Below are 12202 nucleotides of genomic sequence, written 5' to 3'. Positions count from 1 at the left end.
CCTCCAGGTTTAAACTCAAACTGCTTATGGCTTTCAGCTTGAAGCTCTTAGCTGTCCTGCTTCAAATGAGCAAAAATCAGTCTGGATGAATCCATTTCATCCATGGAGTACGCGATGTTCGCCTCATTACCACTGACCGCCCTGCGGGCCTTTGAATCCGCCTCTCGCCTGTTGAGCTTCAAGGCCGCCGCTGAGGAACTCTCGGTGACGCCGACAGCGGTATCGCATCAGATCCGCTCGCTGGAAACCTGGCTCGGCGTGCCGTTGTTCGAACGCCTGCCGCGGCAGGTACGTCTGACCGAATGCGGCGAACGGCTGTTCCACAGCTTGCACGGCGCACTGCTGGACGTGGCGCAAAGCATCGATACGCTACGCCCGCAACGCAGCGGCAGCAGCCTGACGATATCCACCACCGCGGCCTTCGCCGCCCTGTGGCTGGTGCCGCGCCTGGGACGCTTTTATGCGCGACACCCGAACATCAACCTGCGCCTGGACACCCATTGCGAAGTCATCGACTTGCATCAGGACGCCAGCGTCGATCTGGTGCTGCGTTACAGCCTTGCCGACTATCCGAACCTGTATGGGCTGTGCCTGTTCGACGAGTCATTCGGCGTATATGGCTCACCCGAACAAGTGGCGTTGGCCTCCCACCGCGCACCGACGCTGATCAGCGTGCGCTGGCACAACTCCCGGCTCTATTCCCATGGCTGGGAAGCCTGGTGCGCACAGTCTGGCGAACCCTGGCTGGCCGGCCAGCCGGCCATGCGCGAATACGACGAAGAGCATTACGCCCTGCAAGCGGCGATTACCGGGCAAGGTTTGGTACTGGCGAGCAATATCCTGGTGTCAGAGAGCGTGGCCAGCGAGTTGCTGGTGCCTTATCGGGGGGAGGTTCAAGTGGATGGCGCTGGTTATAGCGCCTTGTGCGTACCGGGACGCGAGCGGCATCCACCGGTGCGGGCGTTTTTTGCGTGGCTGGAGGAAGAGGCGCGGATTTCGGGCCATGCCTTGCGTTGAGTCCGCGCTTTGGGCAGTGGCTACAAAACCAGGTAAAGCCCACGCCCCTTTGAACCGCCGTGCAGATCCAATCAGATCAACCAATGCATCCTGGGCAGAGCTCAAGAATCAGACCGTCTCTTGAGTCAGGGAGTTGAGCGATTATTTTTTCCCGCATCCGACTTCTTTCAAAAGCAGCCCGATCCAGCTGTTGCTTCGCAAAGTCGATACTGACTTCGCCCACAATATGCGTGCCGGAAAAACACTGATTCAAAAAGTCGACCTCAACCTCTTCGGAAGTTTTAAAGCATACAAACCCGGAATAAAGAACAGGGCCTGGCCCCAAGACCCCCATCTGCAGGGCAATAGTCGAAAAATCAGCGTCATCCGATGTCTTTTCAGTGGCCACGGCATGCTCTCGCAATACCCTGCCAGCCGCCTCCTCGACGAACGAATGCTCAATGCAGTTGATTAACTGCTCGAACTTCTCGACCAGATTTTTGCCAAAAAGAGAATGCACCTGGTTTACAACAGAGTCCCGTATTGAAAACCCGGCATCATCTTTTGGTTCAAAACTGCTGTTTTTATAGACTGCACGCTGCCATTTGACCCTTTCCATCGCAGTGGCGCATTCCGTATACCAGCTTTCGGCATCCGACCACTTCACAACTTTCGCACCTGCATACAACTGAGAAAAAAGTACGGAGTCAAGCAGATCCTCGCGCAACCGTTGCGAAAATCCACCGGCAACCAAAAGCAAATTACCTGCCACCAGACAAATATCATCCTTGATCATTTCAACAACTCCGGAAAGTCAAAGCGGGTTGCTCCCTGAGCAACCCGGCCCTACACTCTTACTTAAGTTTGACACCACTAAAGAACTCCTCAGAGCTCTTATCAAGCGCCTCATAGATGAAATCTCGCCTGCGTTCGTGCATAAGCATATTCAGTTCCACCATGGTCGCCACTTTTTTCATTTTCAAGTTGGACAGTTTCCATTTCCAGAACCAGGCACCACCTTGTTGTGTCTGAAGTTCACAGTCGACAGCCAGGAACGCTGTTATCGCGGCACCCTCGGATGATTGCAGGCACGGTACAATCCGAAACTCTGCATTTTTTCCTTTTTTGCTGTTGCTATCAAACAAATTAATTAATGACTCTTCCGACTTGATCTTATCGAAAGCCCCTTGCAACAGCGTCAACATGGCATTTGCATTCCTGCCAGCAACCGCTGCAATCATATCCAGGACAATGGACTCCATTGTCACATCGACTTGTTTGCTGACATGGTCCACATACTTGCTATTGGTCAGCGTCCAACCACAATGCCGCATGCTTTCACTGTATTTCGCATGCCATTCAACGGGCCTCTCCTTGATGTCCGAGTTGAAATTTGCATAACGCTCGGAAAAATGGATGCTGTCCGCCGCTGCCTGCCTTTTATCTTCATCAAGGTTATCTGCAAAACCGATCACGGAGGGCGTTTCGTTACCCACCAGCAGATCCTGCTGAGCGACACCTTCTTTTTCATCGGACAAACTGCGGCTTTTTGGCACCTCGACAATTGGTGCTATCTGCGCAGCCCTAAAAAATAACTGACTCTCTTCATAACTTGGCACTAAAATACTCATATCAACTTCCATATCTTATAAATAGTTATTAAGCTCTCAATCAGCCACCTGACTGACAACGCCAACTTAGCAACCATCTTCCATAACTTCTACAACGGGTGCATGACAGCTTATTTCCAAATCATCAAAGTTGGCTTTCACAAACAAAAACTCTAAAAACCAAACAAGCACCCACCAACAATGCAATATTCACAACACTGTTAATATCTAAAACAAGTTCACGAGGCGAACACTAGTTCGTCCCTCTTACCACCTTTGGCGCCTTGCCCGACTTCATCTGCTCCAGCAGCGGCGCACACTGATTCGGCTCGCCCCCACTCGGCGCCACCAGCGCCAGCAAGCCCGCCGCCGGCGCGGCGATCACGCCCAATGCGACCATCCCGGCACCGCGCAACATCAACGGCACGGCTTTCACCCCGGCATCAGGCTTGATGAACTTGCCCCGCACGTACAGCGGCGAACGCAACGAAATCAAGCGCCAGCCCTTGGATTCCGGGGTGATGGTCAGGTCCAGTTGCTCGGTTGCCATGTTCGCCGTGCCATCGATGTAGATGATCGCGTTCTCGGTATCGAATACGAACAGCCGCGTGGTGGCCAAGCCGGTCTTGATGTCGAAGTCGGCGGCCGCGCAGTTGATCTTCACCTCCTTGTCGCCAAAGATCCGACCGACCACGTAATTACCGACGTTCAACCCGGCCAGCTCCATCAATTCGCGACTGATGGCACCGTCATTGATCAGCATCTTCAGATTGCCGTTGGCGCTGCCCAGCAACTTGGCCACCGAGTTGCCGCGACCGGTGATGTCGGCATCACCATTGAGTTCACCGAAACTGGTTTTCATCGGTTCGAAGGTCGGGAACAACTGTTTGAGCTTGAACCCCCGGGCCGTGAGTTTGGCCTTGCCTTCCAGCGGCTCGGTCTGACCGTTCAGGCGAATCTGCGCATCCAGTTTGCCGCCCGCCACGCCGAATCGCAGCGGCTCGAGGCTGAGGACGCCATCGGTGAGCACCAGGTGCGTATAAAGATCGTTGAACGGCAGTTTTTCGCTGTGGACGATGCGCTTGCCGGTGAATTCGACATCCGCGTCCATATCGCGCCAGCGCTCGGTCTTGAATGCTTCGACCGGCAACACTTTGTCTGCCGGTTGCTTGCTCTCACCACCCCGGGCCTTTTGCTTGGCGTTGGAGTCGGCGCCGATCAATGGGGCGAGGTCGGCAAACAGCAGTTGATTGGAAAGCAGCGAGCCGCTGAGTTTCGGTCGAGGCTGGCTGGCGACGTAAGCCAGACTGCCGTGGATGTCGCTGGCGCCGATCTTGCCGTTGAAGTCCTCATAGCGGAACACCGCGCCAGTCGGCTCGTGCAGCTTGGCGATCAAGTGACCGTCGGTGGCGTAAGGCGGTGTGTCCGGCAGGGTCACGCCGGTCAGCGGGTAGAGATTGCCCAGACTGGTGCCGGCCAGTTTCAGACGCAGATCCAGGGCGCCAAGATTCAGCGGATCGGTCAGGGTGCCGGCCAGTTCGATGCTGGTGTCGGCAATCGTTGCCTGTGCCTGCAGCGGAAACGGTCTGGCGGCATCCTGCAAGGCCAGCAAGCCGCCGATCTTGCCCTGACCCGCGAGTTTCTGCCCGTGGTATTGGCCTTTGACCTTCAAGGCGAAGGCGTAGTCCTGGGGGGCGCCGCCCTTTTCTAGCGCGGTTTTCGCGGCTTTGTCGCCAACGATCTCGCTGAAGGGAATCGGTTTGCCCAGCGGGTCGATCAGCAGGTCGAGTTGGGTCTTCAGGCTCTGGTCATCCAGGGTGACGTGCCCCTTGTCGAAGCCGATCGCGCCGATATCCACCACCCACGGAGACGGTTGGGCATTCGGGTCCTTGGGGTCGAACTTGAAGGTCCAGTTGGCGCGACCGTCAGCCAGGCGTTGCAACTCGGCATTGGGCTCAGTGAGGTCAATGCGCGGGATCACCACGCGCTGCGCCAGCAGGGCCAGGGGCGAGATGCGCAGTTCAACACGCTTGAGACTGGCCATCTGCGGCGTTTTCGACCAGTCCGGGTTGCCCAGGCTCAGGTCCTCGGCCACCACATGCGGCCAGGGCACCCACGCCCTCCAGCCGCCCTCATCGAGTTCACGCCGCCAGACCACCGCCAGGTTGCCGTTGATGGCGAACGGACGGTGCAGTTCTTCAGAGACTTTGGCATTGAGGGGTGGTTTGATCCGGTTCCAATCGAAGAACACGATGATCAGAACCAGGGCCGCCAGCAGAACAACCAGGCTGACGATGCTCCAGGCGAGAATTTTACGAGTGCGCGTCATTGCACAGGGCTCCTGATACGACTGAGCGCCCCGACCGCGACGCACATGAGAAACGCGGGGCCAGAACCGGCCCGCTATGGAATCTACGACTGAAAAACCGCCCGCAGGTTTAATCGAAAAGCCGATTTTGCCGCAATCGCCCCACCGAACGCAGCGCTCTTGCGCCCCCCAGCGTTACCTCCCCCGCACTTTTGCGTGGCGCCAGTGAGTCGAAAATACCCACCTCGGTGCACCGCAAAGGCCCGTTTTACAAGGGCTGCAGGGAACAATCAATTCCGTTGATTATTACCATTGCGTTTATGAACTTTTATATCGACTTATCGAGAGTAGCATTGCCCTCGTACCCAATTTATCGCCCTCCTACGGAGCACCCGAACATGAAACGCCAACTTCTGCTTAGCCTGACACTCTCTATGTTGGCCAGCACTGCATTCGCACTGCCGGCCGCCGACCAAGCCACTCCACAAGTGAAAGACAGCCACTCGGTGTTCAGCCACACCCTCGCCGCTGACGGTTCGGACCGCACTCCTGGTCAAACCCTGGCCGAAGGCGGTAACGATCGCCTGAAAGAAAAAGGTCTGATCACCGAAGATGGATACGACAAGACCCCTCAGGGCCAAACTGTGGCTGCCGACGGTTCCGACCGTACCCCAGGCCAAACCCTGGCTGCCGATGGTTCTGACCGTACCCCAGGCCAAACCCTGGCTGCTGACGGTTCTGACCGCACTCCTGGTCAAACCCTGGCCGAAGGTGGTGGTGATCGTGTGATCGAACGCAACAGCGCTATGAGCTAAGCCCATGGCGGCCATGAAAAAAGCCCAATCACTCGATTGGGCTTTTGATTTTCTGGCGATTCACCTGATCGAAATCACCTCCGTGCAGTTGATCTCCTCTCGTCGTTCGACGCCAGCAAAGCCTATTTGCTAGAGTGCGCCGCTCTCCTTCTCCAGAAAACGCCCTTGCGATGCTGCCCCGCGCCGAACAGAAGCAACAAACCCGCATTGCCCTCATGGACGCTGCTCGCCATTTGATGGAAGGCGGCCGAGGATTCGGCAGTTTGAGCCTGCGCGAAGTGGCGAAAACCGCCGGGATTGTGCCCACGGGTTTTTACCGGCACTTCGCCGACATGGACGAACTGGGTCTGGTGCTGGTCAGCGAAGTCGGTCAGACCTTCCGTGAAACCATCCGCCTGGTGCGGCACAACGAGTTTGTCATGGGCGGCATCATCGACGCCTCGGTGCGGATCTTTCTCGATGTCGTCAGTGCCAACCACTCGCAATTTCTGTTTCTCGCCCGCGAGCAGTACGGCGGCTCGCTGCCGGTGCGCCAGGCCATCGGTCGCCTTCGCGAGGACATCAGCTCGGACCTGGCCGCCGACCTGTCGTTGATGCCGAAGCTGCAACACCTGGACATCGCCGGCCTGAGCGTTATGGCGGACCTGATCGTCAAAAGCGTGTTCGCCACGTTGCCAGACATTATCGACCCGCCTCTCGAGGCGCTGCCTGCACACCTGACCCCTCAGGCCAAGATTACCCAGCAACTGCGGTTCATCTTTATTGGCTTGAAGCACTGGCAAGGGCTCGGCAGCACCGAATAAGCCTGTCGAGCAGGTCCGCTCCCTCAGCAAATCGTCGCGCATTAAATCGGTGCACTTAAAAAAACAACGCACCAAAATCAGCCAAAACCTGCACCAAGACTGACCTCGCCCTACCTTTCCCACAGGCATTTCCTACAATTGGCGTCGATTGGCAAGCCCCTTGCTCTAGCCTGAGCATTGTCCATTGCTGGAAGCTTTCCGATGCTGGTGATTCACCGCAGAATCGACCCTCAACCCGTCTGGGCCGCCGAGTTGCACCTGACCTTCGAAGCCCGGAGCAAAAGCCGGCTGCGCTGTTTCAGTGCCGAGGGCGAAGACGTCGGTTTGTTTTTGGAACGCGGTCAGTCGCCTCTTTATGACAGCGAATGCCTGCAGGCCGAAGACGGGCGCATCGTCCGCGTTTGCGCCCGCCCCGAACAACTGCTGCACGTCACCTGCGCCAATGCCTTCGAACTGACCCGCGCCGCCTATCACCTGGGCAACCGTCACGTCGCCTTGCAGGTCGGCGACGGCTGGTTGCGCCTGCTCGATGACTACGTGCTCAAGGCCATGCTCGAACAACTCGGCGCCACCACCGAGCACATCGAAGCGCCGTTCCAGCCGGAACACGGGGCTTACGGCGGAGGCCATCACCATTCGCGCCACGGCGATGAAGACTTCAACTACCCGCCCAAAATGCACCAGTTCGGCGTACGCCCATGAACCCGGCCTGGGCGCTGCTGCGTCTGGCCAGTCCGCAATTGCCGATTGGCGGCTACAGCTATTCCCAAGGCCTGGAAATGGCCGTGGAGAACGGTCGCGTTCATGACCCTGCCAGCGCTCGGCGCTGGATCAGCGATCAGTTGCTGTTGAACCTGGCCCGCTTCGAGGCCCCGCTGTTACTGGCCCATTGCATGGCGGCGGCCGAGGACAACTGGAGCGAACTGCTGCAACGCTGCGAAGAACACCGCGCCAGTCGGGAAACCCGCGAGCTGCATCAGGAAAGCCGGCAAATGGGCTACTCCCTGCAACAACTGCTCAATGGCTTGCCCGAACTCGATGCACCGGCTCGCACCTTCCTCGAACAACGCGCCGAACCGCACCTGGCCCTGGGCTGGGCGCTGGCCGCTCGGGCCTGGCAGATCAGTCCGCAGGACGCGCTGGCCGCCTGGCTCTGGAGCTGGCTGGAAAACCAACTGGCGGTGCTGATGAAAACCCTGCCGCTGGGCCAGCAAGCCGCTCAGCGCCTGACCAGCGAATTGCTGCCGCTGTTGCAGCAAGCCCAGCAGGACGCTACGCGAATCAACCCCGAACACTATGGCAGCGCCGCTTTCGGCCTGTCCCTGGCGTGCATGGCCCACGAGCGCCAGTACAGCCGTCTGTTCCGTTCCTAGGACCTTTTATTCTGGAGAGTCACATGAACACACAACCTCTGCGCGTCGGCATCGGCGGCCCGGTCGGTTCCGGCAAAACCGCCTTGACCCTGGCCCTGTGCCTGGCCCTTCGCGACCGCTACAACCTGGCGGTGGTCACCAACGACATCTACACCCGCGAAGACGCCGACTTTCTGGTGCGCAATGAAGCGCTCGCGCCGGAACGCATCATTGGCGTGGAAACCGGCGGCTGCCCGCACACGGCGATTCGCGAAGATGCCTCGATCAACCTTGAGGCCGTGGATCAACTCAACCGGCGCTTTCCAGGCCTGGACCTGATTCTGGTGGAGTCCGGCGGCGACAACCTGTCGGCCACCTTCAGTCCGGAACTGTCGGACCTGACCATCTACGTGATCGACGTGTCGGCCGGCGACAAGCTGCCGCGCAAGGGCGGGCCGGGGATCTGCAAATCCGACCTGCTGGTGATCAACAAAATCGACCTCGCACCGCTGGTGGGGGCATCGCTGACCTTGATGGACAGCGACACCACGCGCATGCGCAACGGCAAGCCTTTCGTTTTCAGCAACCAGAAAACCGGCCAGGGCCTGGAAGAGATCATCGCCTTCATTGAGCGCCAGGGCCTGCTGACGGCAGCCTGATCATCACTTATCAACAAGGAAGCTTATCCATGACACTCAAACGCATCCTCGGCACCCTGGCACTGCTGCTGACCCCGGCCATCGCCTTCGCCCACCCCGGGCACGGCGACAACGGCTTGATCGCCGGCATCAGCCACCCGCTCGGCGGCCTCGATCACTTGCTGGCGATGCTGGCCGTCGGCCTCTGGGCGGCGCAGCAACAAGGCGCCGCGCGCTGGGTGCTGCCGTGCACTTTCGTCGGCACCCTGCTGATGGGCGGGCTGCTGGGCTTTGAAGGGCTGAACCTGCCGGCGCTGGAAAGCGGGATTGCCGCGTCCGTGCTGGCGCTGGGCCTGGCCGTCGCGCTGGCGGTGCGTCCGCCGTTGAGCATGGCGGTGGCTGCAACAGCCTTGTTCGCGCTGTTCCATGGCGTGGCCCATGGCCTGGAACTGCCGGACATGTCGAGCCCCTGGACGTACGCCGCCGGTTTTGTAGTGGCGACAGCTGCGCTGCATGCGGCGGGTTATGCCGTGGTGCGCGTACTGCCACGGGCGGCAGCGCCGTTGGTTCGACTGGCGGGTGCGGCTTCGGCGGCGACGGGGGCGTGGTTGCTGGCAGGTTGATTCTCCATAGCCTGTGATGACCTCTTCGCGGGCTGGCTCGTTCCCACAATGAAATGCCTACCCCTGTGGGAGCGAGCCTGCTCGCGAAAGCGGCCTGACAGACAACACACCGCTCAGGCCTGCTAACATGTCGCGCAATCGCCCCAGCCGTGACGACGCCAGCCAATGCCGCATGTTTCCCGCTCCGCCTCCCAGCCTGAACTGACCGCCCTGTTTTCCTCGGTGCAACAGCACTTTCAGGACGTGATCGTGCCCCTCTGGCAAGGCCCCGGCTGGAATGCCGACATGGCGCTGCCCTATGAGGCGCTGGACGCCGAGCATCAGCCCCTGCCCCCTCAGCGCTACCGGGCCATGGCCTGTGCGCGACAGCTGTACCTGTTTGCCAGCCTGATCGGCCAGGTGCCGGCCGCCGAAGAACGCGCGGCAGCCCTGTTCCGCTCTTTGCAGCGGCATTTTCACGACGCCGAGCATGGCGGCTGGTTCTACAGCATCGACCCGCACGGCGCGCCGCTGGATCAGCGCAAAGACCTCTACACCCACGCCTTCATCCTCTTCGCTTGCGCCCATTACTGGGACAAAGTCCGCGAGCCGCTGGTGGAGTCGGTGCTCAACGCCGCGCTGGAAGTGATCGCCCGGCGATTCGCCACGGGTGATGGCCTCTACGAAGCCAGCCTCGACCGCAACTGGTCGTCCCTGGGCAGCGGGCCGCTGCAAAACCCGTTGATGCACCTGGCGGAAGCCTTTCTCGCCACCCTGGCAGTCCGCGAAGACCGCGCCGTGCAACGGGCACTCCTCGAGTTATGCACAGCCATGCAGAAGCGCTTCATCGACCCGCAACATGGGGTGTTGATGGAAAAACCGCTGGGGTCTGTGGATAACTGGTTTGAACCGGGGCACCAGTTCGAATGGTATTTCCTGCTGGAGTCATCGCCGCTGCTACGCGGCTCGACACTGCATGCGTCCCTGGAACGCGCCTTTGCCTTCACCGAGCAACTGGGGGTCGATCACCAGACCGGTGCGGTGCGGGCCATGCTCGACTTCGGACCGGACGGCGGCTCTCGGGACGCCACACAGCGCATCTGGGCCCAGGCCGAATACCTGCGCGCGTTGACCCTGCGTCCGCACAGCGAGCCCGCGGTGCTGCGCCAGTTGCAGGCGCTGCAACAGCATTCGCTGCACTCGCGAGGCTGGTACGAGTGCCGTGACGAGCAGGGACAAGTGAGCCGTCGGGACATGCCGTCGACCACGCCTTATCACTTGGCGACCTGTTATCGCGGGTTGGCTGAATATCTGCGCTGACTGTTCAAGCGCTTTCGCGAGCAGGCTCGCTCCCACACCAGGTCCTGTGCATGCAGATCCATTGTGGGAGCGAGCCTGCTCGCGATTGGCCGCGATGCGGTCTTAAGCCTTGCCACCACTGCGATCAATGGCAAACCCGGCCCAGGTCTGGCTCACGGGCATCAGCTCCAGGCTGTTGATGTTGATATGGGCCGGCGCATTGAGGACCCAGAAAATGGTGTCGGCAATGTCTTGCGGCTGGATCGGATCGGCACCGGCGTAAGTGGCGTTGTAACGCTCCTGATCACCGGCAAAACGCACCAGCGAGAACTCGCTCTCGCACAGGCCAGGTTCGATGTTGCTGACCCGCACGCCCGTGCCTTGCAGATCGCAGCGCAGGTTCAGGGAGAACTGTTTGACGAACGCCTTGCTCGCGCCATACACGTGGCTGCCCGGGTACGGGTAGTTGCCGGCGATGGAACCCAGGTTGACGATGCCGGCACCACGACCGTGGGCGATCAGGCGCGGCAGCAGCAGACGGGTGCTGTACATCAGGCCTTTGATGTTGGTGTCGACCATGGTGTCCCAATCATCCAGATCGCACTTGGGTGCCGGGTCAACGCCCAGGGCCAGGCCAGCGTTGTTGATCAGGCCGCGCAGCTTGGCGAAGGACGGCGGCAGGTTGGCAATAGCCTCTTCCATGGCCTTGCGGTCACGCACATCGAGGACCAGGCCATGAACTTCTGTCTGCTTCGACAGTTCGGCGCACAGCGCGTTGAGGCGTTCTTCACGACGACCGGTCAGCACCAGTTTCCAGCCGGCCTCGGCAAAACGACGGGCACAGGCTTCACCAAAACCGGAAGTCGCGCCGGTAATAAACAGGGTGTTGGACATCGTGTTCTCCTTGCTTCGGCTGATCGACAGCCATTGGAATAGAAAATCAGCAGGCAGCATGCCCGGCCTTGTCCACAGCGGCAACCACCACCCAAGCTGTACAAAAAACGATCAAACCTTGCAACCCCTTGACCAGCGTGGCCTGCAGACAGGTGCGCGCATGTTATCCACAGGTGGGTCCACAGTCTTTGGGGGCAAGTGGAAAAAGCTGAAAGCCGCTATCCACAAGGCTTTGCGACGGATTTTGAAATTTTTTTACTTGACCCTCATTGGTCTGCTGTGCACCAAAGGGCAAACAACCCGACCGGGCGGTCAAGTCGATGATGGCGCCAAGCCTGTAACCACGGCCTTTATCCGGGTCTTTCCAGAGTTTAGTCACAGACTTATCCACAGGCTTGTCCACGCCTTTTCGAGCGGTTTTCGACGCCAATAAAAAGGTTGACAAAGCGGTCTCATCGCTGCGCAAAAACGCCTGATCAAAAAACAACCACACGCCTGCAGGCCTCGAATTCAAAGGCGTTCAGCCAGCTACTCCCACGTTATTCACAGCCAGCTCCACAGCAAACGGGGACAAGTCAAAACCGTGACAAAACAGTTATTTGCAGCGGCTTTATGTCGCGCTTTCAGAGCTTGGGAATTTTGTTTTCCACAATTTCATCGAGGCCGCCACAAAACCCTGTGGGAGCGAGCCTGCTCGCGATGGACGTCAACGAAAACGCGAATATTCTGAATAAACGCGCAGTCCTGAAGACCTTCGCGAGCAAGCTCGCTCCTACAAGGGATTGGGGCGAACTGGAGGTGTAAAAAAGGTTCTTCACGGATTACCGGGAAAGACGCTCTTGATCTTCATGAAAAAGAATTCGCTATCCCGGTAACCGTACGCCA

At 59.0% G+C, this 12202-nt stretch carries 14 protein-coding genes; 9 read left to right on the top strand and 5 right to left on the bottom strand.

Annotated features, from left to right (window positions below):
* Nucleotides 1-102: 102 nt before the first annotated feature.
* The gene (locus tag JQF37_RS15660; RefSeq protein ID WP_189340370.1) at nt 103-1017 is read left to right on the top strand and encodes a LysR substrate-binding domain-containing protein; all 915 of its coding nucleotides are present in this window, start codon (nt 103-105) and stop codon (nt 1015-1017) included.
* A 76-nt stretch (nt 1018-1093) separates the two neighbouring features.
* On the opposite strand, the gene JQF37_RS15655 is transcribed toward JQF37_RS15660, so the two are convergent.
* From JQF37_RS15655 to JQF37_RS15645, 3 genes are all read right to left on the bottom strand, one after another.
* Complete coding sequence (locus JQF37_RS15655; protein WP_130206320.1) at nt 1094-1792, bottom strand: hypothetical protein; 699 nt, start codon at nt 1790-1792, stop codon at nt 1094-1096.
* 58 nt (nt 1793-1850) lie between these two features.
* Nucleotides 1851-2627 carry a hypothetical protein gene (locus tag JQF37_RS15650; RefSeq protein ID WP_130206318.1) on the bottom strand — a complete coding sequence of 259 codons (777 nt, stop codon included), beginning with the start codon at nt 2625-2627 and terminating at the stop codon, nt 1851-1853.
* Nucleotides 2628-2859: 232 nt separating this feature from the next.
* Nucleotides 2860-4935 (bottom strand): AsmA family protein, encoded by a 2076-nt coding sequence (locus JQF37_RS15645; protein ID WP_130206316.1) that lies wholly within the window; start codon nt 4933-4935, stop codon nt 2860-2862.
* A 377-nt stretch (nt 4936-5312) separates the two neighbouring features.
* Between JQF37_RS15645 and JQF37_RS15640 the strand changes: the two genes are divergently transcribed.
* The 8 genes from JQF37_RS15640 (at nt 5313) to JQF37_RS15610 (ending at nt 10444) form a co-directional block, all read left to right on the top strand.
* Nucleotides 5313-5729, top strand: coding sequence for a hypothetical protein (locus tag JQF37_RS15640; protein ID WP_130206314.1), 417 nt, complete (start codon nt 5313-5315; stop codon nt 5727-5729).
* Between the two features lie 4 nt (nt 5730-5733).
* Complete coding sequence (locus tag JQF37_RS31720; RefSeq protein ID WP_262984241.1) at nt 5734-5862, top strand: hypothetical protein; 129 nt, start codon at nt 5734-5736, stop codon at nt 5860-5862.
* A 37-nt stretch (nt 5863-5899) separates the two neighbouring features.
* A complete protein-coding gene (locus JQF37_RS15635; protein ID WP_130206312.1) occupies nt 5900-6532 on the top strand; it encodes a TetR family transcriptional regulator in 633 nt (210 codons plus the stop codon).
* 201 nt (nt 6533-6733) lie between these two features.
* Nucleotides 6734-7234: an urease accessory protein UreE gene (gene ureE, locus JQF37_RS15630; RefSeq protein WP_130206310.1), complete on the top strand. Its 501-nt coding sequence runs from the start codon at nt 6734-6736 to the stop codon at nt 7232-7234.
* A complete protein-coding gene (locus JQF37_RS15625) occupies nt 7231-7905 on the top strand; it encodes an urease accessory protein UreF (protein ID WP_130206308.1) in 675 nt (224 codons plus the stop codon). Before ureE ends, JQF37_RS15625 begins: the two co-directional genes overlap by 4 nt.
* A 23-nt stretch (nt 7906-7928) precedes the next feature.
* Complete coding sequence (ureG, locus tag JQF37_RS15620) at nt 7929-8543, top strand: urease accessory protein UreG (protein ID WP_047536839.1); 615 nt, start codon at nt 7929-7931, stop codon at nt 8541-8543.
* A gap of 29 nt (nt 8544-8572) precedes the next feature.
* On the top strand, nt 8573-9145 hold the full coding sequence (locus JQF37_RS15615; protein WP_130206306.1) for a HupE/UreJ family protein: 573 nt from the start codon (nt 8573-8575) through the stop codon (nt 9143-9145).
* Nucleotides 9146-9310: 165 nt separating this feature from the next.
* The gene (locus JQF37_RS15610; protein ID WP_130206304.1) at nt 9311-10444 is read left to right on the top strand and encodes an AGE family epimerase/isomerase; all 1134 of its coding nucleotides are present in this window, start codon (nt 9311-9313) and stop codon (nt 10442-10444) included.
* Nucleotides 10445-10546: 102 nt separating this feature from the next.
* Here the strand turns inward: JQF37_RS15610 and JQF37_RS15605 are convergent, their stop codons facing one another.
* Nucleotides 10547-11317, bottom strand: coding sequence for an SDR family oxidoreductase (locus JQF37_RS15605; protein ID WP_090328573.1), 771 nt, complete (start codon nt 11315-11317; stop codon nt 10547-10549).
* A 163-nt stretch (nt 11318-11480) separates the two neighbouring features.
* Nucleotides 11481-11804: a hypothetical protein gene (locus JQF37_RS31415; protein WP_239142523.1), complete on the bottom strand. Its 324-nt coding sequence runs from the start codon at nt 11802-11804 to the stop codon at nt 11481-11483.
* Nucleotides 11805-12202: the final 398 nt, after the last annotated feature.

This window comes from Pseudomonas sp. MIL9 (assembly GCF_016887925.1).
Lineage (GTDB): Bacteria > Pseudomonadota > Gammaproteobacteria > Pseudomonadales > Pseudomonadaceae > Aquipseudomonas > Aquipseudomonas mohnii.
Note: the sequence above shows the minus strand (reverse complement) of the source record. Positions and strands in the feature narration are given on the sequence as shown.

Bases quoted from the DNA above. Each gene is read 5' to 3' on its own strand.
- JQF37_RS15660 (WP_189340370.1), top strand. From the start codon at position 103: ATGGAGTACGCGATGTTCGCCTCATTACCACTGACCGCCCTGCGGGCC.
- JQF37_RS15655 (WP_130206320.1), bottom strand. From the start codon at position 1,792: ATGATCAAGGATGATATTTGTCTGGTGGCAGGTAATTTGCTTTTGGTT.
- JQF37_RS15650 (WP_130206318.1), bottom strand. From the start codon at position 2,627: ATGAGTATTTTAGTGCCAAGTTATGAAGAGAGTCAGTTATTTTTTAGG.
- JQF37_RS15645 (WP_130206316.1), bottom strand. From the start codon at position 4,935: ATGACGCGCACTCGTAAAATTCTCGCCTGGAGCATCGTCAGCCTGGTT.
- JQF37_RS15640 (WP_130206314.1), top strand. From the start codon at position 5,313: ATGAAACGCCAACTTCTGCTTAGCCTGACACTCTCTATGTTGGCCAGC.
- JQF37_RS31720 (WP_262984241.1), top strand. From the start codon at position 5,734: ATGGCGGCCATGAAAAAAGCCCAATCACTCGATTGGGCTTTTGATTTT.
- JQF37_RS15635 (WP_130206312.1), top strand. From the start codon at position 5,900: ATGCTGCCCCGCGCCGAACAGAAGCAACAAACCCGCATTGCCCTCATG.
- ureE (WP_130206310.1), top strand. From the start codon at position 6,734: ATGCTGGTGATTCACCGCAGAATCGACCCTCAACCCGTCTGGGCCGCC.
- JQF37_RS15625 (WP_130206308.1), top strand. From the start codon at position 7,231: ATGAACCCGGCCTGGGCGCTGCTGCGTCTGGCCAGTCCGCAATTGCCG.
- ureG (WP_047536839.1), top strand. From the start codon at position 7,929: ATGAACACACAACCTCTGCGCGTCGGCATCGGCGGCCCGGTCGGTTCC.
- JQF37_RS15615 (WP_130206306.1), top strand. From the start codon at position 8,573: ATGACACTCAAACGCATCCTCGGCACCCTGGCACTGCTGCTGACCCCG.
- JQF37_RS15610 (WP_130206304.1), top strand. From the start codon at position 9,311: ATGCCGCATGTTTCCCGCTCCGCCTCCCAGCCTGAACTGACCGCCCTG.
- JQF37_RS15605 (WP_090328573.1), bottom strand. From the start codon at position 11,317: ATGTCCAACACCCTGTTTATTACCGGCGCGACTTCCGGTTTTGGTGAA.